Source organism: Arenimonas aestuarii (assembly GCF_054781715.1).
Genome location: NZ_BAAGTW010000006.1, coordinates 132888 through 154471 on the forward strand (window position 1 = coordinate 132888; position 21584 = coordinate 154471).

A 21584-nucleotide genomic window follows, 5' to 3' on the forward strand; every position below is an offset into this window, starting at 1 on the left:
CGTTTCTCCTTGCGAACTTATTTGTAGGCGGCCCGGAGGGCCTGGCCCGCGGTGGGGATCGGGGGATCCCTGCAGCACGTCCGTGAGCGTGGAGCCGAGGTTGGCGGCCGGCGAAGCAATCGAAACTGAAGCAGTTGTTCGACGCTTGTTAAATCAGGCCGTTCTTTTTCGCTTTGTTCCATTTGAATCAATGGCTTGGCCAACCTGAACGGCCCGCTTTCCCCATGCGGACAGGCCCCTGCAGCCACCTGCAATGACTCCCGACAAGGAGTATTATCTTTATCAACTCCACAGGGAGAGTCCCCATGGTCAGCCACCGCGCCCAGCACGTCCCGGCAACCGCCCTCCCCGAACTCGGCGGGCCGGCCCTGCGCGCCTACTTCGCCATCGCCCGGGCTTGGGGCCTCAAGAACGCCGAGGCCCGGCGCCTGCTCGGCGACCCGCCGGAGTCCACCTGGTACAAGTGGAAGAAGCAGCAGGACGGCAACCCGGGCCGCGACGTGCTCGAGCGCATCAGCTACGTGCTGGGCATCTTCAAGGCGCTGCAGGTGCTGTTCCCCGACCCGACCCGCGCCGACGCCTGGCTGCGCAAGCCCAACGCCGCGCTGCCCTTCGGCGGCGGCTCGGCGCTCGATCGCATGCTGTCGGGCAACGTCGCCGACCTGTACGTCGTGCGCAGCTACCTCGACGCGCAGCGCGGCTGGCAGTGAGCGCGCCGCGCCTCACCCGGGTCAGCTGGGCCGAAGCCTGGCGGCTGGTGCCCAGCCGGTTCCCGCCGCAGGGCGTGTTCGACCGCATCGCCCGGCCCGACGACCTCGAAGCGCTGTACGCGCTGGAATCACTGACCAACCCACGCCTGCGCGAAGAACTCGGCCAGCTGCAGCTGGTGCCACGCGAACGGCGCATCAGCGGGCCGGGCACGCAGCCGGTGATGGCCGCCTTCACCCACCTCAACCCGGCCGGCAGCCGTTTCAGTGACGGCAGCTACGGCGTGTTTTACGCGGCGCGCGCGCTGGAAACCGCCGTGGCCGAAACCATGCACCACCGCGCCCGCTTCATGGCCGCCACCGCCGAACCGGCGATGCGCATCGAAATGCGCTGCTACCGCACCGCCATCCGCGGCCGCCTGCACGACCTGCGCCGCGGCTGGCCGCAGATGCTGCAGCCGGACGACTACGGCCCGCCGCAGGCCCTGGCCCGGCAGCTGCGTGCCGACGGCTCCGACGGCGTGGTCTATCCCAGCGTGCGCCACGCCGGCGGCGAATGCGTGGGCGTCTTCCACCCCGACCGCGTGGCGCCCTGCGTGCAGGCCCACCACCTGATCTACACCTGGGACGGGCAGCAGATCCTGCCGGACTATGCGCGGGCAGCGTTGCAAACATCCGGGCCATGAATGTTTATCACTAGCCGCCTGCGAATTCTGTTCCGGTGATCACTTTGGACCGACTGGAAATCCGGATGCGCCCTGGATCCAGTACATGTGCGACTTCTTGTCGGGCGTCGGGACGGTGAAGCCGACAAGCCCCACCGCGCGCGAGTAGACGAACGAACGGCATCCTCCCTCCGCGCTGCATGAGCTGATGACTACAGCCGAGGCGGTTCTTCCTGGCAGCCTCACTTCTTGAGTCGACACGACGCTGTATGTCAGCCCGTCGTGCGTCCAAGTATTGCCAACGGCAAGCTCTGCTGTCTTCGGGACCGCGAAGCTGAAGGGCAAGCTCTTTACGCAGATAACGTCTTCATCTTTTCCGCACAGCGTCGCAGCTCTTCCAGCGTGCCCGATGAATACCGCAGGCGGCTTCGTCCCTATCGAAATCTTCCTTACAGTTCCATCCGCTTCATATGCCGCGTACACGAAGTCCGGACTTTCCCGCTGACCGGCAGAGACAATGCCCGCCGCCAAGAGCAGCAGGAGCAGCAGGGGCAGAACTGCTGGGATCCTGGACTTCAATTCATGCTTCCTCGTTTCCGTTTCGCTCAGGGATAGTCGGCAGGTCGTCTCAGGAGTCGCCCCGGATGCCCGCCACGAACCGCACCGAATGCCGGTGCCCATGCACCAGCGGTTCGAGCAGGTAGTCGCCCTGCACGGCCAGCACGCGGTCCTTGATGGCCGGCACCACCTGCAGGACCGGCAGGTGCTGGACGTAGGCCGAAAACTCCAGGTCCATCGCCAGGCCGACGATGTGCCCGCCACCGTCCTGGGGCACTACTTCGAGCCGCATGCCGAAGCGGCGTACCATTTCCAGCCGCACCGCCTCGCGTACGGCGGCCTGGCAGATGCGGTAGACGGTGGTGCGGGCGTCTTCGCCCAGGGCGTCCACCGGGCCTTCGAACACCGACTCGAACACCACGCCGCTGTCGTCGAGCATTTCGTGCAGCGGGCCGGTTTCCAGCGCCTGCTTCAGGCCGTGGGTGTCGAGCTGCGGCGGCCGTAGCTGGCGCAGCGCGCGGCGCAGGCTGTCCTGGATCTCGCGCACCTGCTCGCGAAGTGACTCCAGCAGGCGCGTGCCCTGTTCATCGCGCACGTCGCGGAAGGCCAGGCTTATGCGCGTGCCCAGCGCGTGGATGGCGTGGCCAAGTTCGTATTCGAGTTCGCTGGCCAGTTCGCGCTGGCCCTGTTCTTCCAGCCGGGCCAGGCGCTGGCCGACCTGGGCCAGCTCGGCGGCCAGCGTTTCGAGCTCGGTGGTTTGCGCCGCCAGCTCCAGGTGGCGCTGGGCCAGGATTTCGTGGCTGCGCCGCAGCGCCGTGCTGGCCGCGCCCAGCACCAGCGCGCCGCCGCCGACCACCGCCAGCACCAGCTGCAGCATGGTGACGTTGACGGTGAGGAAGCCAAGCTGGACAAGCCCCTGCATGACACCGCCAAGCAGGGTCGTGGCCAGCGCACCGCCCTCCCAGCCGTGGCGGAAGCCCAGGAAGAAGAGCGGGGCGAACGCCAGCAGCAACACGTACATGGCCAGGTCGGCGTAGGCCTGCAGCACCAGGAACACCGCCACTGCCCCGAAAAGCACCAGGGCCAGGTCACGGACCAGCACGCTGCGCACCGACCAGCGCAGGCCGCCGTACACGAAGGCAACAAGAAGCGGCGCCAGCACGATCTGGCCGATCAGGTCGCCGTACATGAAGGCGAACATGCTGGCCAGCGAGTCGGCCGTGGTCATCGGATAGGTGACCAGGAACATCCACAGCAGCGGCGACACGCCGGCCGCGCCCAGCAGGCCGGCCAACAGCAGCAACAGCATGCGCGTGGGCGAATCGGGCGGCGGCGCCGGCTGGGAGCCGCGCAGCAGGTAGACCACCGCGGCGTAGATCAGCCAGGGCGCCACGCACACCGCCAGGAAGGTGGTGGTGAACAAGGGATAGCCCAACACCGCTGACTTGGTGGCCTGGGCCAGCACCTCGGAGGCACCCAGCCAGCCCCAGCGCCGGGTCGGGGTAAGCCACAGCATCGCCAGGCGCAGGCCGGCCGGAAGGAACCACAGCTGGGCGGAAAGCTGCTCCAGCGCCAGCCAGGCAAGCAGCACGGCCAGCGCAAGCAGGGCCCAGCGGCCATTGCGGCCCGGCCCGGCGTCCCGCAGCAGCGCCAGCGCGCGTCCTGCCATGCCCGGTGGATTCCCCTGTTCGCCGGCTTTCCGGCTCCCCGCCATGCTAACCGAGCAGGACGCTCCTGCCGTATACGTATATCCGCCTTCCTTGCGCGGGACAGGGCCGATATAATCGCGGCCTTCTTATCCACAGGGCTCCGGCCCCTTGTCAGGACACCCCGTGCGCAATCACGATCTGGTCTTCCTCAAGCACTTCTCGATGGTCATCGTTTTCCTGATGGCGGTCACCGGCGTGCTTATCCTCATGGGCCTGTACTTCAACACCCAGCAGGAACCCGAACCCAATCCCGTCGCCGAAGCCGCCATGGCCAAGCGCCTGCAGCCCGCGGGCGGCGTTTATGCCGGCTCCACCGGCGCCGCGGCCCAGGCCGCCGCCGCTGCGGCCGCTGCGGCGGCGTCCGCCGGCCAGGTGGCCTACGACGGCACGCTCGACGGCCAGGTCATCTACAACAACCTGTGCGGCGCCTGCCACACCTCGGGCGCCGGCGGCGCGCCGAAGCTGCTCAGCGCCGAGTGGACCGCGCGCATCGCCCAGGGCATGGACACGCTGAACACGCACGCCATCGCCGGTTACCAGGGCTCGGCGGGCATCATGCCGGCCAAGGGCGGCAACCCGAACCTCACCGACGAGCAGGTCATCGTCACGGTGCAGTGGATGGTCGACAACCTGCAGTAAGCTTGCTTGCCACGCCCTTTCGCGACGACGCCGCCTCCGGGCGGCGTCTTTGTTTCCGGAGTCCCCGCATGGTCCGTCGCCCCTCCCCGCTGGTGATCCTGTCCGCCTCGCTGCTGCTGGTCGCCTGCACGCCACCCGGCCCCGCGCCGCTCGACACCGTGGTCGCCGAGGAAGGCGGCCTGGTCACGGTGGCGCGCATCCAGGGCAGCGGCGAGCGCAGCCCGCTCGAGGGCCGGCAGGTGGTGGTCGACGCCGTGGTCGTGGCGCCGTTCGGCGGCCTGGGCGGCGTCTTCGTGCAATCGCTGGTGCCCGACGACGACCCGGCCACGTCCGAGGGCCTGTTCCTGCCACGCCGCCGCGACGCCCAGCCCAGGCTCAAGACGGGCGACCACGTGCGCATCACCGGCACGGTGGTCGAAACCGGCGACGACGGCGCCACCCTGACCGCCGTCGAGGCCGGCACGGTCGAACGGCTGGGCCAGGCCCCGGTAACACCGCTGGAGGTGGCGACCGCGCCCACCAGCGCCGGCGACTGGGAGCGTTACGAAGGCATGCTGCTGAAGCTGACGGGGCCACTGACGGTCACCGACAACCAGGCGCTGACCCGCTACGGCGAACTGCGCGTCAGCTTCGACGGCCGCCTGTTCGCGCCCACCGAGCTGGCCCCGCCCGGCACCGCCGCGCAGGTCATCGCCGCGGAAAACACCCGCCTGAGCCTGCGCCTGGACGACGGCCGCAGCGCCCGCGACCCCGACCGCCTGTGGTTCCTGCCCGGGGAACGCCTGGATGCGGCGCGGCCACTTCGCGTGGGCAGCGTGCTGCACGACGTCACCGGCGTGCTTGACCAGCGTTTCGGCAGCCACCGGCTGCAGCTCACCGCCCCGCTCACCCGGATTGAACAGGCGCCGCGCCCGCCGGTGCCGGACGTCGCCGGCGACCGCCGCATCGCCGGCTTCAACCTGCTCAACCTGTTCAACGGCGACGGCCGCGGCGGCGGTTTCCCGACCTCGCGCGGCGCCGCCACGCCGGCCGATTTCGCGCGCCAGCAGGCCAAGCTGGTGGCCACCGTGCAGGCCATGGCCCCGGACCTGGCGGCGCTGATGGAGCTGGAAAACGACGGTTTCGGGCCTGAGTCGTCCTTGGCCGGCTTCGTTGACGCGCTCAACGCCGCCGGCCCGCATGACGACTGGCGGTTCGTGGATACCGGCCAGGGCCCGGGCGACAACCCCATCCGCGTCGGCATGATCTACCGGGCCAGCCGCGTGGCGCCGGTGGGCAAACCGGCGGTGCTCGTCGAAGGCCCGTTCCGGGACCGCAGCCGGGTGCCGCTGGCCCAGGCCTTCCGCGCCGGCCGCGGGCCGGTGTTCGTGGTGGTGGCGAACCACTTCAAGTCCAAGGGCGGCTGCGGCGAGGCCCGGGGCGGCGACGCCGACCGTCGCGATGGGCAGGCCTGCTTCAACGCCACCCGGGTCGAATCGGCCCGCCTGCTCAACGCCTGGCTGGCCAGGGACCCCACCGGCACCCGGCCGGCCGGCCACCTGCTGGTGGGCGACTTCAACGCCTACAACCAGGAAGACCCGATGCGCCTGCTGCGCTCGCAGGGCTGGCAGGACGCGCTGGCCCGGATGAAGCTCGAGCGGCCCTATTCCTTCGTCTACGAGGGCCTGTCCGGGCGGCTCGACCACGCCCTGGTCGACCCCGGCCTGGCCGCGCGCCTGCGCGGCGCCGCCGAATGGCACGCCAATGCCGACGAAGCCCCGGCCTTCGACTACCGGCAGGGCGCGGCCGCCGACCCCTGGCGGGCCTCCGACCACGACCCGCTGCTGCTGGGCTTCGACCTGGCCCGCTAGGGGCTATCATCCGCGCATGGACGCCCTGCCCGACTTCCCGACCGAATCCGGCCCGCTGCTGGTCCCAGGCCCCGCCGGCCAGATCGAGCTGATGGTGGACCTGCCCGAAGACGGGCAGGAGCGGGCAGGCGTGGCGATCATCTGCCATCCCAATCCGCCGGAAGGCGGCACCCTGCACAACAAGGTGGTCACCATGACCGCCCGCGCCCTGAGCGAACTGGGCCTGGCGGCGGTGCGCTTCAACTTCCGCGGCGTCGGCAAGTCCGATGGTGAATGGGACGAGGGCCGCGGCGAGATCCTGGACCTGCTGGCAGTGGCTGACTGGGTGCGCAAGTCGCGCCCGGACGACGTGCTGTGGCTGGCCGGCTTTTCCTTCGGCAGCTGGGTGGCCCTGCAGGGCGCGCGCCAGCTCCCGGTGAAGCAGATGATCTCGCTGGCGCCGCCGGTGGGCTTCCGCGATTTCTCCGGCGTGCAGCCGCCGGCCTGCCCCTGGCTGGTGGTCATGCCCGATGCCGACGAGGTGGTCGACCCGCAGAAGGTCTACGAGTGGATCGACGGCCTGGATGAAAAACCGACGCTGGTGAAAATGCCCGATACCAGCCACTTCTTCCATCGCCGGCTGATGGACCTGCGCGGCGCGGTCAAGAACGGCGTGCGCAAGAACCTGCCGCCGCCGCGCCATGGCTGAACCCACGGCGGCCCGCCCGCCGTCGGTCGCTTATGCCGCCGGCGTCGCCAATGGCCGCTGGCAGGACGACCCGGCGCAGCGCCCGGCGCTGGCCCAGCTCGACCGCATCCATGCCGGCCTGCTGGCGCGCGAAGCCGCGCCCGCCTGGAAACGCTGGCTGGGCCGCGCCGGCGAGCCGGTGCAGGGCCTGTACCTGTGGGGCGGCGTCGGCCGCGGCAAGACCTTCCTCAACGACCTGCTGTTCGACCAGCTGGGCGACCTGCCGCGCCGCCGCTGGCACTTCCACCGCTTCATGGTCGAAATGCACGCGCGCATCCAGGCCCTGCCCAGGGACACCGCCGACACCGTGGCGGTGGTCGCCGATGCGCTGGCCGAAGAACTGCGGCTTCTGGTGCTCGACGAATTCATCGTTTCCGACATCGCCGACGCGATGATCCTGGGCCGGCTGCTCGACCGCCTGTTCGAACGTGGCGTCGTGCTGGTCACCACGTCCAACACCGAACCGAAGAACCTCTACCGCGACGGCCTGCAGCGCGCGCGCTTCCTGCCGGCGATCGCGCTGCTGGAAAAACACTGCGTCGTCCACCACCTCGACAGCCAGCTTGATTACCGCCTGCGCCAGCTCACCAGCGCCGAAACCTATCTGGTCCCGCTGGGCAAGGACGCCGATGCGGCGCTGGCCGCCCACTACGAGCGCCTGGCCGCCGACGCCCCGCGCGAGGAGGGCCCGCTGGCCGTCAACGGCCGCCTGATCCCGGTGCGGGCGTTGGCCGAAGGTATTGCCTGGTTCGACTTCCATGCACTGTGCGAGGGCCCGCGCGCCGCCGCCGACTACATCGAAGTGGCGCGCGACTTCCACACCGTGCTGCTTTCGAACGTCCCGGTGATGGACGCCTCGAGCGAAAACGCCGCGCGCCGCTTTGTGCACCTGGTCGACGAACTCTACGACCGCAACGTCAACCTGGTGCTCAGCGCCGCCGCCGAACCGATGTGGCTCTACACCGGCGAGAAGCTGCGCGGTGACTTCGAGCGCACCGCCTCGCGCCTGGTCGAAATGCGCAGCGCGCACTTCATGGCCCGCGAACACCGCCCGTGAGGCGCGCCGCGCCCTGGCTGGCGGCGGCGCTGGGCCTGGGCCTGGTGCTGGCCGCGTTCTGGCCCGGCTACCTGAGCTGGGACTCCGCCTGGCAGTGGTGGCAGGCCCGTCACGGCGAACTCGATCCCGGCCACCCGCCGGTCATGGTGCGGGTCTGGCAGGCGGTGCGCCTGGTCTTGCCCGACCCCGGCGGTATGTTGCTGGTGCAGGCGCTGGCCTGGTGGGCGGCCATGGCGGGCTTCGCCCATGCGCTGGGCGGCGGCGCCTGGCGGCGCGTGCTGTGCGTGTGGCTGCTGGGCGCCTGGCCACCGCTGCTGGCGCTGCTGCCGCACCTTTGGAAGGACGTGTGGATGATGGCGCTGTTCGCGGGCGCCGTGGCCTGCCTGGCGGCCGACCTGACGGCGCCGCGTCGCGGCTGGCGCCTGGGCGCACTGGCGCTGCTGGTGGCCGGCTGCGCCTTCCGTCACAACGCGCTGCCGGCGGCCTTGCCTTTGCTGGCCTGGATCGCCTGGCGCGAGTGGCCTGGCAAACGGTGGCGGGTCGGCCTGGCCACGGTCGCGCTGACGGTGTTCCTGCACCTGGCCGCGGGACTGGCCAACCTGGCGCCAGGCGCGCGTGATACGCCCGTGTGGCCGGTGATCGCGATGTGGGACATCGCCGCGGTGTCGATCGCCGAGGACCGCGTGCTGTTCCCACCCGACTGGGTCGAGCCCGGGCTGACGGTCGACGACCTGCGCCGCGACTTCTCGCCCTTCGTCAACGTGCCCAGCTTCGAATCCGGGCAGCTGCGCCTGAACTTCTATTACGACTACACGCCGGCGCAGTACGCCGACCTTCGCCGCGCCTGGCTTTCACTGCCGCTGGAGCATCCGCGCGCCTACTTCGGCCACCGTGCCGAGGTCTCGGCCTACCTGCTGGGCTTCCGCCAGGAACAACAGCCCGATTTCCAGGTGCTGCAGCCGGCCATCGTGCCGCTGCGCGACAACCCCGCCGTGTCGCCGCCTTCGGGCCCGCTGCATCATGCGCTGCAGTCGCGCCTGGGCGCGCTGGTGGATACGCCGCTTTTCGCGGGCTGGCTTTACGTGGCACTCGCTGCGGGCATCCTTGTGGTCACCACCTTGCGCCGGCGCGGACCGGGCGACGGTCTGGCCGCGGCCGTCGCCGCATCGGGCCTGCTGCTGGCACTGCCGCTGCTGCCGTTGGCGCCATCGGCGGATTTCCGTTACCTGGCGTGGACGGTCGCGGCCAGCGTGATGGCCTTCTTGCTCACGGCGTTGCCCCGAGAAGAACGCCTTTAAGGACGCCTCCGGCTGCCGCGCAGGTCCCTGCGCAACTGCGTGCTAGCATCCTTGGAAGGCTAACCAGGGGAATCGCCATGCGCCGTTTGCTGCTTGTTTCCGCCCTCGCCGCCGCGCTTTGCGGCCCCGCCTTCGCCCAGCCGCCCGACGTCGAGGCGCTGGCCGCTTCGGTGGACGCGAAGGTGCAGGCCTGGCGCCGCGACATCCACCAGAATCCGGAGCTCGGAAACCGCGAAACGCGCACCGCCGCGCTGGTCGCCGACCATCTGCGCGCGCTTGGCTTCGAGGACGTACGCACCGGCATCGCCACCACCGGCGTGACCGGCGTATTGCGCGGCGGCAAACCCGGCCCGCGCATCGCGCTGCGCGCCGACATGGACGCGCTGCCGGTGACCGAACGCAGCGGCCTGCCGTTTGAATCCAAGGTCACCACCACCTTCCGCGGCGAAACCACCGGCGTGATGCACGCCTGCGGCCACGACGCGCACACCGGCATCCTGATGGGCGTGGCCCAAGCGCTGGCATCGGTGAAGGACGACCTGGCCGGCGAAGTGCTCTTCATCTTCCAGCCAGCCGAAGAAGGCCCGCCGGACGGCGAGGAGGGTGGTGCCGAGGAAATGCTCAAGCAGGGCATCTTCGAACGCTTCAAGCCCGAGGCGGTGTTCGGCCTGCACGTGTTCAGCACGCTCAACGCCGGCAAGGTGGGGTACCGCAGCGGCCCGACGATGGCGGCCTCGGACCGCTTCAACATCGTCATCAAGGGCCGGCAGACGCACGGCTCTCGGCCCTGGGGCGGCGTTGATCCGATCGTGGCCGCGGCCGACGTCATCGGCACCACGCAGACCATCGTCAGCCGGCGCCAGAACATCTCCAAGCTGCCGGTGGTGGTGAGCTTTGGCGCCATCAAGGGCGGCATCCGCTACAACATCATTCCCGACGAAGTCGAACTGGTGGGCACCATCCGCACCTTCGACGAGGACATGCGCCAGCAGGTGTTCGCCGACCTGATCAACGTCTCCGAATCCGTGGCGCACGCGCACGGCGCCACCGCCGTCGCCCAGGTGCCCGACACCAAGGGCAACCCGGTCACCGTCAACCACCCGGCGCTGACGATGCGCATGGTGCCCAGCCTGGAAAAGGTGGTCGGCGCCGAGAGCGTCGTCGAGATGGACCTGACCATGGGCGCCGAGGATTTCAGCTATTACGCCAACCAGGTCCCGGGCTTCTTCTACTTCGTCGGCGCCACCCCGCCCGACCAGGACCCGCTGAAGGCACCGTCGAACCACTCGCCCGAGTTTTTCCTGGACGAGCAGGCGCTGAAGGTCGGCACCCGGACGATGCTGCAGGTGGCGCTGGATTACCTGCACGAAGTGGACTGATTGACCAGCGACCCCGGCCACACTATCTTGTGGCCGTCGGTCCCGGGTGCCACAAGCGCTTGGGTTAATAGGGAAGCCGGTGTGACTCCGGCACTGCCCCGCAGCGGTATGTGGAAACGACCGCCGTCATCAAGCACTGGGACCTCGGGTCCCGGGAAGCGACGGCCAGTAGGAGAGGCGCCCGCCTCGCGTCCACGAGTCCGAAGACCTGCCGACAGCCGCGCGAAGCACGACGCGCGGTGACCGGCCCAGAGGTCTCCGGGGGGAGACGGCGCCGGTGTCGTGGCGGCGCGTCTCGGTCCCTGCGACACCCGTATTCCATCCTCCCGGTGCCTTGAACGCCCGCGTCGTCCTCCGAGGGAAGGGCGGCGGCCGTGCGCCATGCACCGGAGACCACCATGAACCACGAGATCCTCGACGCCCCCGCCGACGCCGACGCGCCGCAGTTCGCCCTCACCCCGCCCGCCGCCGCGCTGGGCATGACCGTCACCAAGCGCAACGGCCGGCGCGAGCCGGTGGACCTGAACAAGATCGTGCGCGCGGTCATGCGCCAGTGCGACGACCTGTATGCCGTCGATCCCATGCGCGTGGCCACACGCACCATCTCGGGCCTGTACGACGGCGCCAGCACCCGCGAACTCGACGAACTCTCCATCCGCACCGCCGCCCTGCTCACCGCCGAAGAGCCCGAGTACGGCCGCCTCGCCGCCCGCCTGCTGGCCGAATGCATCACCAAGGAAGTCACCGGGCAGGAAATCCACGCCTTCTCGCAGTCGGTGGCGCGCGGCCACGAACTGGGCCTGGTCAATGCGCGGCTGCTGGCGTTCGTGCAGGCCAATGCCCGCAAGCTCAACGACGCGTTGGACGCTTCGCTGGACCGGCGCTTCGACTACTTCGGCCTGCGCACGCTCTACGACCGTTACCTGCTGCGCCACCCGACCGCGCGCACGGTCATCGAAACCCCGCAGCAGTTTTTCCTGCGCATCGCCTGCGCGCTGAGCCAGGACGTGCCCGAGGCACTGGCGCTGTACCAGCGCATGGCCCACCTGGACTACCTGCCGAGCTCGCCGACACTGTTCAACGCCGGCACCACGCATGAGCAACTTTCGAGTTGTTTCCTGCTCGATTCGCCCGACGACACGCTCGATGCCATCTACCGGCGATACAGCGACGTGGCGATGCTGAGCAAGTTCAGCGGTGGCATCGGCCTGTCCTACAGCCGCGTGCGTTCGCGCGGTTCGCTCATCCGCAGCACCAATGGCCACAGCAACGGCATCGTGCCCTGGCTCAAGACGCTCGACTCGTCGGTGGCGGCGGTGAACCAGGGCGGCCGCCGCAAGGGCGCGGCCTGCGTCTACCTCGAACCCTGGCACGCCGATGTCGAGGAGTTCCTGGAGCTGCGCGACAACACCGGCGACGACGCCCGGCGCACGCACAACCTCAACCTGGCGAACTGGATCCCCGACCTGTTCATGCGCCGCGTCGAGGCCGACGGGCCCTGGTCGCTGTTCGATCCCAAGGCCGTGCCGGCGCTGGTCGACCTCTTCGGCGAGGCCTTCGACGCCGCCTACGAGCAGGCCGAGCGTTCCGGCCTGGCCGTACGCACGATCAAGGCCCGCGAGCTGTACGCGAAGATGATGCGCACCCTGGCCCAGACCGGCAACGGCTGGATGACCTTCAAGGACAAGTGCAACCGGGCCAGCAACCAGACCGCGAAAGCGGGCAACGTCATCCACCTGTCGAACCTGTGCACCGAGATCCTGGAGGTCACCAACGCCGAGGAAACCGCGGTCTGCAACCTTGGTTCGATCAACCTGGGCCAGCACCTGGGCGAGCACGGTTTCGATTTCGAGAAGCTGGCCGATACCGTGCGCCTGGCGGTGCGGCAGCTCGACCGCGTGATCGACCTGAATTTTTATCCGATCGAAGCCGCCCGTCGCGGGAACCTGCGCTGGCGGCCGGTGGGCCTGGGCTGCATGGGGCTGCAGGACGTGTTCTTCCGGCTGCGCTTGCCCTTCGACAGCGCCCAGGCCCGCGCGCTTTCGGCGCGCATCGCCGAGGACATCTATTTCCACGCGCTCGACGCCAGCTGCGAGCTGGCACAGGAGCGTGGCCGCCACCCGAACTTCGAGGACACCCGTGCGGCGAGCGGTGAACTGCAGTTCGACGCCTGGGGCGTGACCCCCTCCGACGCATCGCGCTGGGACGCCCTGCGCGAGCGCATCCGTGAACATGGCCTGCGCAATTCGCTGCTGGTGGCGATCGCGCCCACCGCCACCATCGCCTCCATTGCCGGCTGCTACGAGTGCATCGAGCCGCAGGTGAGCAACCTGTTCAAGCGTGAAACCCTGTCGGGCGACTTCCTGCAGGTGAACAAGCACCTGGTCACCGAGCTCAAGCAGCTGGGCCTGTGGACGCCGGAGCTTCGCGACCGCATCAAGCTGGCCGAAGGCTCGGTGCAGGGCATCGCCGAGATCCCGCCCGAACTGCGTGCGGTGTATCGCACGGTCTGGGAAATCCCCATGCGTTCGCTGATCGACATGGCGGCCGAACGCGGCGCCTTCATCGACCAGAGCCAGTCGCTGAACCTGTTCATGGAGAGCCCGAACATCGGCGCGCTTTCCTCGATGTACATGCACGCCTGGAAGCAGGGCATCAAGACCACCTACTACCTGCGCTCGCGACCTGCCACGCGTATCGCCAAGGCCACCGTGGACGCGCCCTCGGCGTCCGCCGCGGTGATGTGTTCGCTCGAGAACCCGGAATCCTGCGAGGCCTGCCAGTGACCGCCCGCCTGCTCGACCCCGGCTTCGACCTGACGCTCCGGCCCATGCGTTACCCGAAGTTCTACGAGATGTACCGCGACGCGATCCGCAACACCTGGACGGTGGAGGAGGTCGACTTCTCGCTCGACACCAACGACCTCAAGAACAAGCTCGGGCCCGCCGAACGGCACCTGATCGAGCGCCTGGTGGCGTTTTTCGCCACCGGCGACTCGATCGTCTCCAACAACCTGGTGCTCAACCTCTACCAGCACATCAATGCGCCCGAGGCGCGCATGTTCCTTTCGCGCCAGCTGTACGAGGAGGCGCTGCACGTGCAGTTCTACCTGACCCTGCTCGACACCTACCTGCCGGATCCGGACGCCCGGGCGCGCGCGTTCGCCGCGGTCGAGAACATTCCTTCCATCCGCAAGAAGGCCGAGTTCTGCTTCCGCTGGATGGACAGCGTGCAGGACCTGCAGCGCCTGGAGACAAAGGCCCAACGCCGGCAGTTCCTGCTCAACCTGGTCTGCTTCGCGGCCTGCATCGAGGGCCTGTTCTTCTTCGGTGCCTTCGCCTACGTGTACTACCTGCGTTCGCGCGGCCTGCTGCACGGCCTGGCGGGTGGCACGAACTGGGTGTTCCGCGATGAAAGCGGGCACATGGCCTTTGCCTTCGAGGTCATCCGCACGGTGCGTGAAGAAGAGCCGGACCTGTTCGACGACGAGCTCAAGGCCCGGATCGTGCAGATGCTGACCGAGGCCGTGGACTGCGAGTGTGCGTTTTCCGAGGACGTGTTATCCGGCGGGGTTGCCGGCCTGTCGCCGCGGGACATGCGCCAGTACCTGGAGTACTGCGCCGACCAGAGGCTGGCGCAGCTGGGCCTGCCCAAGCACTTCGGTGCCCGCAATCCGTTTCCGTTCATGGACCTGCAGGACGTCCAGGAGTTGACGAACTTCTTCGAACGCCGTGTGTCCGCCTACCAGGTGGGCGTGCAGGGCGAGGTGGCGTTTGATGCGTCGTTTTGAACCTGAACCGGCGGCCGGATCGTCACGGCCGCCGGTCGCCCCGGCTCGCGTTGTATACGCTCAATGCGTTCTTGCGTGAGACAATGCGACCCATGACGTCACCTGAACTGAGCCCCCTGGGCAAAGCCGTCGAATACGGCGGCGACTACGATCCTTCCCTGCTGTTCCCGATCGCCCGCGCCCAGTCGCGGGCCGCGCTGGGCCTGGGCGACGACCTGCCCTTCGGCGGCGTCGATTTCTGGAATGCCTACGAGCTGAGCTGGCTGGACGGGCGCGGCAAGCCGCGCGTGGCCCTGGCCGAACTGCGCGTGCCGGCGACGTCGCCGAACATCATCGAATCCAAGAGCCTCAAGCTGTACCTGGGCAGCTACGCCATGGCGCGTTTCGCCGACACCGACGCCCTGCGCGCCCAGCTGGTGTCCGACCTGTCGGCCGGCGCCGGTGCGCCGGTCAGCGTGGTGTTGACGCCGGCCGGTTCCAACAACGTGGCGCTCATCGAGAACCTCGAAGGCGACCTCATCGACGACCTGCCCATCGAGATCAGCCATTACGGCCCGCCGCGCCCGGACTTCCTGTCGTCCGATGCCGAAACCCGGGCCGACGAAATCCTGGTTTCCCACCTGCTCAAGTCCAATTGCCCGGTCACCGGCCAGCCGGACTGGGCCAGCGTGCAGATCCGCTATGCCGGCCCGCGCATCGCCCGCGACGGCCTGCTGCGCTATCTGGTGTCCTACCGCCAGCACAGCGACTTCCACGAAAGCTGCGTCGAGCGCATCTTCATTGACCTCATGCAGCATTGCGCGCCTACCCGCCTGGCGGTGTACGCTCGTTACACGCGCCGTGGCGGCCTGGATATCAACCCCTTCCGGGCCACCCCGGGCCTGCCCCTGCCGGGCAACCCGCGCACCAACCGCCAGTAACCACCGCCGCCGACCCGAGCCGCCCATGCGCCCGATCCTGACGAGCCTTGCCCTGTCGCTGTCCCTGCTGCTGCTCGCCTGCGGCGGCGAGCAAGACGCCGCGCCCGCGGACGCGTCCGCCGCCGCGGAGCAAGGTGCGGCAGGTGCCGACGCCGACGCCGCCCTGCCCGAAGAAGCGCCCATGCCGGGCGGTGATTTCCGCGTGGTCGCCGTCGAGCTGGGCACCGAGCTGGACGAGGAAGGTCGCGTGCCCCGCCCGCAGGACGTCTTCACCACGGTGGACACCATCCATGCCGCCGTCGTCGGCGTGGGCAGCAGCCCTGGCCTGACGCTGTCGGCCCGCTGGCTGCTCGAGGATGGCACCCAGGTCGCCAAGGCCGGGCAAAGCATGGTGCCCGAAGCCCCGACCGTCACCACCTTCAGCATCACCCAGCCCGAACCGTGGCCGACGGGCACCTACCGGGTGGAGATCGCGATCAACGACCGCGTTATCGAGACCCGCAGCTTCACCATCGAATAATCCTTCGAGCCTTCGTGGCCCATGAGCCATCCCTGCCTGCGCTGCGGCGCCTGCTGCGCCACCTTCCGCGTGTCTTTCCACTGGTCGGAAGCCCAACCTGACAACCCCGACGGCCCGCCGCCCGAGCTGGTGATGCCGCTGCGCCGGCACGAGCTGGCCATGCGCGGCACCGAAGGCAGCCATCCGCGCTGCGCGGGCCTGCGCGGCACGATCGGCGTGGACGGCCACTGCGGCATCTACCCGCAGCGGCCCTCGGCGTGCCGCGAGGTGGAGCCTTCCTGGGAATTCGGCCGGCACAGCCCCCAGTGCGACAAAGCCCGCGCGGCCCATGGACTGAAGCTGCTGACGCCCGAAGACTGGGCCATGCAGCCGGTGCTGCTGCCCGGGGTCGACCAGGTGCCGCTGGCAGCGGCGGCCCTGCACGAAGTGGACGACCTGCCGCCGGGTTACGGGGCTGAACCGCCGCCGTCGCCGGACGCGGGCTCACCCCTGTCCTGACCCGCTCGCGTACACCCCCGTAGGGGCGCCGCGCTTTCCCCGGCCCCGCGTAACCGCGACAATGCGGGGCTGACTTCACGGGATCAAACCACCATGTCCGATTCGCCCAAGATCATCTACACGCTGACCGACGAAGCCCCGTTCCTGGCGACCCAGTCGCTGCTGCCGGTCGTGCAGGCCTTCGCGGGCGCCGCCGGCATCACCGTCGAAACGCGCGATATCTCGCTGTCGGGCCGCATCCTGGCGCAGTTCCCCGACCGCCTTCGCGAAGACCAGCGCATCGGCGACCACCTGGCCGAACTGGGTGAACTGGCCACCAAACCCGAAGCCAACATCATCAAGCTGCCCAACATCAGCGCCTCGGTGCCGCAGCTCAAGGCCGCCATCACCGAACTGCAGTCCCAGGGCTACGCCCTGCCCGATTACCCGGACGAACCCAAGACGGATGCCGAGAAGGACATCAAGGCCCGCTACGACCGCACCAAGGGCAGCGCCGTGAACCCGGTGCTGCGCGAGGGCAACTCCGACCGCCGTGCACCGAAGTCGGTGAAGGCCTTCGCCCGCAAGCACCCGCACCGCATGGGCAAGTGGAGCGCAAGCTCGAAGTCGCACGTGGCGCACATGGACGGCGGTGATTTCTACGGCAGCGAAAAGTCGGCGCTCATCGGCGAAGCCGGCAGCCTGAAGATCGAACTGCTGCGCACCGATGGCGTCACGACCGTGCTCAAGGAAAGCGTGCCGGTGCAGTTCGGCGAAATCGTCGATGCCTCGGTGATGAACCGACAGCGCCTGGCGGCCTTCATCGCCGAGCAGATCACCGACGCGCGTGCCAAGGGCGTGCTGTTCTCGCTGCACCTCAAGGCCACCATGATGAAGGTCTCCGACCCGATCATGTTCGGCATCGCCGTCGGCGAGTTCTACAAGGACGTGCTCGACCGCCACGCCGAGGCCCTGGCCGCGGCCGGCTTTGATCGCAACAACGGCATCGGCGACCTTTATGCCCGCCTGGGCAGCCTGCCCGAGGCCACCCAGGCGGCGATCAAGGCCGAGCTCGAAGCGCTGTACGCCGCGCGCCCGGGCCTGGCCATGGTCAACTCCGACAAGGGCATCACCAACCTGCACGTGCCCAGCGACGTCATCGTGGACGCCTCGATGCCGGCGATGATCCGCGACTCGGGCTGCATGTGGAACGCGCAAGGCGAATTGCAGGACACCAAGGCCGTCATCCCCGACCGCTGCTACGCCGGCATCTACCAGGCGGTGATCGAGGACTGCAAGGCCAACGGCGCCTTCGACCCGGCCACCATGGGCAGCGTGCCCAACGTCGGCCTGATGGCGCAGAAGGCCGAGGAATACGGCTCGCACGACAAGACCTTCCAGATCCCCGGCGACGGCATCGTGCGCGTCAGCGACGAGGCTGGCCGCACGATCTTCGAACACCCGGTGATGGCCGGCGACATCTGGCGCATGTGCCAGACCAAGGACGCGCCGGTGCGCGACTGGGTGAAGCTGGCCGTCGACCGCGCCCGCCTGAGCGACACGCCGGCGATCTTCTGGCTTGACAAGCACCGCGCCCACGACGCCCAGCTGATCACCCGCGTCGAAGGCTACCTGCAGGACTACGACACCGATGGCCTGGACATCCGGATCCTCGCGCCGGTCGATGCAATGAAGATCTCCCTCGAGCGCATCCGCGCCGGCAAGGACACCATTTCGGTCACCGGCAACGTGCTGCGCGACTACCTGACCGACCTGTTCCCGATCATGGAGCTGGGCACCAGCGCCAAGATGCTGTCGATCGTGCCGCTGATGGCCGGCGGCGGACTGTTCGAGACCGGCGCCGGCGGTTCGGCGCCCAAGCACGTGCAGCAGTTCACCGCCGAGAACTACCTGCGCTGGGATTCGCTCGGTGAATTCCTGGCCCTGGCCGCCTCGCTCGACCACGTCAGCGAACGCTGGCTCAATTCGCAGGCGCCCGTGCTGGCCAAGACCCTGGACGAAGCCAACGCCCGCATCCTGGACGAAAACCGCTCGCCGGCCCGCAAGGTCGGCCAGCTCGACAACCGTGGCACCCACTTCTACCTGGCGCAGTACTGGGCCAAGGCCCTGGCCGACCAGGACGAGGACGCCGCGCTGAAGGCGAAGTTCGCGCCGCTGGCCAAGCGCCTGCTGGACGAGGAGGCGACGATCCTGGCCGAGCTGCTGGCGGTCCAGGGCAAGCCGGTGGACATCGGCGGCTATTACCGCCCGGACCTTGCCAAGGCCAGCGAGGCGATGCGGCCCAGCGCCACCTTCAACGCGGCGCTTGCTTCGCTGTAAGCGGCAGGCACAGCCGGTCGATGGCCCAGGCCACCGCCCCGGCGGTGGCGATGGCCGCGACCAGGGTCCAGGGAAGCGGACCCAGGCGCTCGACCAGCGCCGACGGCAGCAAGGCAGCCATCGGCGCGGCGGCGACGCCAAGCACCACCGGCGCCAGCAGCGCCGCGGCGCGCACGAAGCCGGTTTCCAGGCCCGCCTGCTCGTCGTAGTCGCGGGTGAGTGCTTCAAGACGAGCCGCAAACCCCTCGGGAGCCGCGGGCATCGGCGCCTCGCGTACCGCCCGGTAGACGCGCCGGTAAGCCTGCACCGCGTCCGGCGGCAGGCCCGGCGTATCGCCTTCCTGTTCCGCCGCTTGCTGCAGGCGCACTTCCAGCCGGTTCGGATCACTGTGCATGGCTGACCTCCCTGGGGTCCTGGAGCTGTTGCCGGAGCTTTAGCCGCGCCCGGAACAAATGGCTTTTGACCGTGCCTTCGGCCATGCCAGTGATGGCAGCGATGTCGGCGATGGGCAATTCGTCGAGGTGGTAGAGCGTGACGACGGTGCGCTGCAGGGGCGACAGGCCTTCGATCGCCCGGGACAGGTGGCCGATTTCATCGCGCTGCGCATGGCTCGCCTGCAGGTCGAAATCGTCTGCCACGCGCGCCACCGGATCCTCGTCCTCGTCGCCGGCATGCACCAGCGGCAGCTGCTTGCGGCGCAGGTGCCGGCAGGCAACGCCGTAGGCCACCCGGCCGATCCACGTTGCCAGGCTCGACTCGAAGCGGAACTGGTGCAGGCGCTGGAACACGCGCAGGTAGACCTCCTGGCAAAGCTCGCGGGTGTCTTCCGGGTGCCCCACCACCCGGAAGACCAGGTGCCAGACCAGCTTCTCGTGGCGGCGCACGAGTTCTTCAAAGGCCCCGGGCGCGCGCGCCAGCACCGCCGAGACCAGGGCCTGATCCTGCATCATCCAGGGACGGACGCCACAAGGGCGGCCGCGGTTGCAGCCGGATTCAGGCGGCCGGCACTGCAACCGCGGCCGCCCTGGTGGACTCCATCGCTCCGAATCCGGAATCCGGTCGCCAAGGGACCCGCCCCATGTTCGACATCCTCGCCATCTTGCTGCCGTTTTTCCTGGCGCTTTGCATCGTCGCCGTCATCCGCATGGTGGTCGATGCCCGGCTGCGTCGTCGCCTTGCCGAAACCCACGCCGGCGAAGACATGGTCTCCGCGCTGGTGAAGGCCGACGAGGAAGCCCGGCGGCAGTCCTCGCTCAAGTGGGGCCTGGTGCTGACCGCGATGGGCGGCGCCCTTTGCCTGATCGATGCTTTCGACCTGAGCGTCGAAGACCCCACCGCCTTCGGCCTGCTGATCGGCTTCGCCGGACTCGGCATGTTGGCCTACCACGCCCTGCGCCGTCCGGCGCCGCGCGACTAGTTCCCACCTTCCCCGCTTCCCCCTCCGGTGGGCGCCCCGCGGCGCCCGCCACGACCCCGGCTTGCCTGTCTCCCGCAGAGGGAGGCGCACCGACATCCCCAAGGAGACACCCATGAAACCACTCATCCTCGGCACGGCCCTGCTTACCCTCGGCTTGGCGGCATGCAGCAGTCTAGCCACGTCACCCGCGCTTCCCCAGGCCGCCGCGCTTGAAGCGCGGCTCGAGCCTGCCCGCCGCGAGGCCCATGTGCCGCTGATCGCCGTGGCCTACATCCGCGACGGCCAGGTCCGCTGGACCCGGCTGCTCGGCGACGCCGACACCCTGGCCGCGGCCGGTGATTCGCCCTTGTTCAACCAGGCGTCCCTGACCAAACCCGCCTTTGCCCTGATGGTGCTGCACCAGGTCGAGACGGGTGAAATCACCCTGGACACACCGCTGTGGCAGGACTGGGTGGATCCGGACCTGGCCGACGATCCGCGTCACCGCCAGCTGACACCTCGCCTGGCGCTGAGCCACCAGACCGGTCTTCCGAACTGGCGCGGCCGCGGCGATCTTGCCTTTATCTTCGATCCCGGCAGCCGGCACGAATATTCCGGCGAAGGCTTCGAATACCTGCGTCGCGCCCTGGAAAAGAGGACGGGCCGGTCGATGGCGGCGCTGATGGAGGCGTCGGTGCTGGCGCCGGCCGGCATGACCGACACCCATTTCGGCTGGCAGGACAGCCTGGGCGCGCGGTTCGTGCCCGGTGATGCCGGAACGGGCCTTGAGTCCGTGAGCGAACGAACCCCCAATGCCGCCGCGAACAGCTTCGGGACCATCGATGACTACGGTCGGTTCATCGCCTGGGTGTCGCGCGGCGCCGGCATGGACGCGACGCTCTTCGCGCAGATGCAGGTGTCGCAGGCCCGTCACCCGGACCCGGCGGAGCAGTTCGGCCTCGGCTGGAAACTGCTGCCCGGTGGCGATGAAACCATGCTCTGGCATGATGGCCGCGAGGCCGGCCTGTACAACTTCGCGCTGGCGTTGCCGGATCGTCGCGAGGGCCTGGTGATGCTGGGCAAGGGCCAGCACGGCGAACTGCTGGTGCGCCCGCTGGTGAAAACGCTGCTGGCCGATGGCGACGACTGGCTGGCGCGCATGGACCGGCAGATCTGGAACTACATCGGCAGCGTGCCCCGCGAACAGCTGGGTCCGATGATGCAGTTCCTCGCCGGCCAGCCGTCGTTTACCGCCAAGCTGCTGCATGCCGCGCACACGTCGCTTCTCGAGCCGCTGGCGCTCGATGCCACGCAGGAAGCCGCCGCCCGCGACGCCATCGACGCCCTGGCCTTCGCGATGATCGATGGCAGGGTGACGCCCGAACAGGTGCAGCCGCTGCTGGCGATGCTGGTGGAAGACCACGCGGGCCAGCCCCGCCGCATCGAAGCCATGTCGCCCCACCAGGCCCGCACCTGGCTCGGCGCCATCGCCGCCGCCACGGACTGAAGCTGCCGTTTGGCAGAAGGAATTCTCGCGGCGGGTTTACCCGGC

Annotated in this window: 19 protein-coding genes, 1 pseudogene and 1 riboswitch; of the genes and pseudogenes, 16 read left to right on the forward strand and 4 right to left on the reverse strand. The window is 68.9% G+C overall.

Annotation, left to right across the window (positions count from 1 at the left end; all coding sequences use genetic code 11):
- Positions 1-305: 305 nt before the first annotated feature.
- Together ACYVJH_RS10240 and ACYVJH_RS10245 are read left to right on the forward strand one after the other, a co-directional pair.
- Complete coding sequence (locus tag ACYVJH_RS10240; RefSeq protein ID WP_460454548.1) at positions 306-710, forward strand: MbcA/ParS/Xre antitoxin family protein; 405 nt, start codon at positions 306-308, stop codon at positions 708-710.
- Complete coding sequence (locus ACYVJH_RS10245) at positions 701-1393, forward strand: RES family NAD+ phosphorylase (RefSeq protein ID WP_460454864.1); 693 nt, start codon at positions 701-703, stop codon at positions 1391-1393. The genes ACYVJH_RS10240 and ACYVJH_RS10245 overlap by 10 nt, the downstream gene beginning before the upstream one ends.
- Positions 1394-1432: 39 nt before the next feature.
- Here the strand turns inward: ACYVJH_RS10245 and ACYVJH_RS10250 are convergent, their stop codons facing one another.
- Positions 1433-1951 (reverse strand): hypothetical protein, encoded by a 519-nt coding sequence (locus tag ACYVJH_RS10250; RefSeq protein WP_460454549.1) that lies wholly within the window; start codon positions 1949-1951, stop codon positions 1433-1435.
- A gap of 49 nt (positions 1952-2000) precedes the next feature.
- Entirely contained in the window at positions 2001-3599 is a 1599-nt protein-coding gene (locus tag ACYVJH_RS10255; RefSeq protein WP_460454550.1) for an MASE1 domain-containing protein, read from the reverse strand.
- Positions 3600-3762: 163 nt separating this feature from the next.
- On the opposite strand from ACYVJH_RS10255, the gene ACYVJH_RS10260 reads away from it, so the two are divergent.
- The 12 genes and pseudogenes from ACYVJH_RS10260 (at position 3763) to ACYVJH_RS10315 (ending at position 18636) form a co-directional block, all read left to right on the forward strand.
- Positions 3763-4278 (forward strand): c-type cytochrome, encoded by a 516-nt coding sequence (locus tag ACYVJH_RS10260; protein WP_460454551.1) that lies wholly within the window; start codon positions 3763-3765, stop codon positions 4276-4278.
- Between the two features lie 68 nt (positions 4279-4346).
- On the forward strand, positions 4347-6128 hold the full coding sequence (locus ACYVJH_RS10265) for an ExeM/NucH family extracellular endonuclease (protein ID WP_460454552.1): 1782 nt from the start codon (positions 4347-4349) through the stop codon (positions 6126-6128).
- A 16-nt stretch (positions 6129-6144) separates the two neighbouring features.
- Entirely contained in the window at positions 6145-6816 is a 672-nt protein-coding gene (locus ACYVJH_RS10270; protein WP_460454553.1) for an alpha/beta hydrolase, read from the forward strand.
- On the forward strand, positions 6809-7912 hold the full coding sequence (zapE, locus tag ACYVJH_RS10275) for a cell division protein ZapE (protein ID WP_460454554.1): 1104 nt from the start codon (positions 6809-6811) through the stop codon (positions 7910-7912). The genes ACYVJH_RS10270 and zapE overlap by 8 nt, the downstream gene beginning before the upstream one ends.
- Complete coding sequence (locus ACYVJH_RS10280) at positions 7909-9210, forward strand: hypothetical protein (protein WP_460454555.1); 1302 nt, start codon at positions 7909-7911, stop codon at positions 9208-9210. Before zapE ends, ACYVJH_RS10280 begins: the two co-directional genes overlap by 4 nt.
- 77 nt (positions 9211-9287) lie before the next feature.
- The gene (locus tag ACYVJH_RS10285; RefSeq protein WP_460454556.1) at positions 9288-10589 is read left to right on the forward strand and encodes an amidohydrolase; all 1302 of its coding nucleotides are present in this window, start codon (positions 9288-9290) and stop codon (positions 10587-10589) included.
- A gap of 20 nt (positions 10590-10609) precedes the next feature.
- Positions 10610-10819: riboswitch (cobalamin riboswitch) on the forward strand.
- Between the two features lie 168 nt (positions 10820-10987).
- A complete protein-coding gene (locus ACYVJH_RS10290) occupies positions 10988-13375 on the forward strand; it encodes a ribonucleoside-diphosphate reductase subunit alpha (protein WP_460454557.1) in 2388 nt (795 codons plus the stop codon).
- A 44-nt stretch (positions 13376-13419) separates the two neighbouring features.
- Entirely contained in the window at positions 13420-14379 is a 960-nt protein-coding gene (locus tag ACYVJH_RS10295) for a ribonucleotide-diphosphate reductase subunit beta (protein ID WP_460454865.1), read from the forward strand.
- Positions 14380-14471: 92 nt separating this feature from the next.
- Positions 14472-15299, forward strand: coding sequence for an NADPH-dependent 7-cyano-7-deazaguanine reductase QueF (gene queF / locus ACYVJH_RS10300; protein ID WP_460454558.1), 828 nt, complete (start codon positions 14472-14474; stop codon positions 15297-15299).
- Between the two features lie 25 nt (positions 15300-15324).
- A complete protein-coding gene (locus ACYVJH_RS10305) occupies positions 15325-15819 on the forward strand; it encodes a hypothetical protein (protein WP_460454559.1) in 495 nt (164 codons plus the stop codon).
- Between the two features lie 21 nt (positions 15820-15840).
- Positions 15841-16179 (forward strand): annotated as a pseudogene (locus ACYVJH_RS10310) (YkgJ family cysteine cluster protein); the annotation flags it as partial.
- Between the two features lie 231 nt (positions 16180-16410).
- Positions 16411-18636 (forward strand): NADP-dependent isocitrate dehydrogenase, encoded by a 2226-nt coding sequence (locus ACYVJH_RS10315; protein ID WP_460454560.1) that lies wholly within the window; start codon positions 16411-16413, stop codon positions 18634-18636.
- Here the strand turns inward: ACYVJH_RS10315 and ACYVJH_RS10320 are convergent.
- On the reverse strand, positions 18611-19030 hold the full coding sequence (locus tag ACYVJH_RS10320) for a hypothetical protein (protein ID WP_460454561.1): 420 nt from the start codon (positions 19028-19030) through the stop codon (positions 18611-18613). The genes ACYVJH_RS10315 and ACYVJH_RS10320 overlap by 26 nt on opposite strands.
- A complete protein-coding gene (locus ACYVJH_RS10325; RefSeq protein ID WP_460454562.1) occupies positions 19020-19586 on the reverse strand; it encodes an RNA polymerase sigma factor in 567 nt (188 codons plus the stop codon). Before ACYVJH_RS10325 ends, ACYVJH_RS10320 begins: the two co-directional genes overlap by 11 nt.
- Positions 19587-19714: 128 nt before the next feature.
- On the opposite strand from ACYVJH_RS10325, the gene ACYVJH_RS10330 reads away from it, so the two are divergent.
- Together ACYVJH_RS10330 and ACYVJH_RS10335 are read left to right on the forward strand one after the other, a co-directional pair.
- Positions 19715-20053, forward strand: a complete 339-nt coding sequence (locus ACYVJH_RS10330) for a DUF6249 domain-containing protein (RefSeq protein WP_460454563.1) — start codon at positions 19715-19717, stop codon at positions 20051-20053.
- A 112-nt stretch (positions 20054-20165) separates the two neighbouring features.
- Positions 20166-21539, forward strand: coding sequence for a serine hydrolase domain-containing protein (locus tag ACYVJH_RS10335; RefSeq protein ID WP_460454564.1), 1374 nt, complete (start codon positions 20166-20168; stop codon positions 21537-21539).
- The last annotated feature ends 45 nt before the right edge of the window (positions 21540-21584 follow it).

Bases quoted from the DNA above. Each gene is read 5' to 3' on its own strand.
- ACYVJH_RS10325 (WP_460454562.1), bottom strand. From the start codon at position 19,586: ATGATGCAGGATCAGGCCCTGGTCTCGGCGGTGCTGGCGCGCGCGCCC.
- ACYVJH_RS10330 (WP_460454563.1), top strand. From the start codon at position 19,715: ATGTTCGACATCCTCGCCATCTTGCTGCCGTTTTTCCTGGCGCTTTGC.
- ACYVJH_RS10285 (WP_460454556.1), top strand. From the start codon at position 9,288: ATGCGCCGTTTGCTGCTTGTTTCCGCCCTCGCCGCCGCGCTTTGCGGC.
- ACYVJH_RS10255 (WP_460454550.1), bottom strand. From the start codon at position 3,599: ATGGCAGGACGCGCGCTGGCGCTGCTGCGGGACGCCGGGCCGGGCCGC.
- ACYVJH_RS10315 (WP_460454560.1), top strand. From the start codon at position 16,411: ATGTCCGATTCGCCCAAGATCATCTACACGCTGACCGACGAAGCCCCG.
- zapE (WP_460454554.1), top strand. From the start codon at position 6,809: ATGGCTGAACCCACGGCGGCCCGCCCGCCGTCGGTCGCTTATGCCGCC.
- ACYVJH_RS10240 (WP_460454548.1), top strand. From the start codon at position 306: ATGGTCAGCCACCGCGCCCAGCACGTCCCGGCAACCGCCCTCCCCGAA.
- ACYVJH_RS10335 (WP_460454564.1), top strand. From the start codon at position 20,166: ATGAAACCACTCATCCTCGGCACGGCCCTGCTTACCCTCGGCTTGGCG.
- ACYVJH_RS10295 (WP_460454865.1), top strand. From the start codon at position 13,420: ATGCGTTACCCGAAGTTCTACGAGATGTACCGCGACGCGATCCGCAAC.
- ACYVJH_RS10290 (WP_460454557.1), top strand. From the start codon at position 10,988: ATGAACCACGAGATCCTCGACGCCCCCGCCGACGCCGACGCGCCGCAG.
- ACYVJH_RS10305 (WP_460454559.1), top strand. From the start codon at position 15,325: ATGCGCCCGATCCTGACGAGCCTTGCCCTGTCGCTGTCCCTGCTGCTG.
- queF (WP_460454558.1), top strand. From the start codon at position 14,472: ATGACGTCACCTGAACTGAGCCCCCTGGGCAAAGCCGTCGAATACGGC.
- ACYVJH_RS10320 (WP_460454561.1), bottom strand. From the start codon at position 19,030: ATGCACAGTGATCCGAACCGGCTGGAAGTGCGCCTGCAGCAAGCGGCG.
- ACYVJH_RS10265 (WP_460454552.1), top strand. From the start codon at position 4,347: ATGGTCCGTCGCCCCTCCCCGCTGGTGATCCTGTCCGCCTCGCTGCTG.
- ACYVJH_RS10270 (WP_460454553.1), top strand. From the start codon at position 6,145: ATGGACGCCCTGCCCGACTTCCCGACCGAATCCGGCCCGCTGCTGGTC.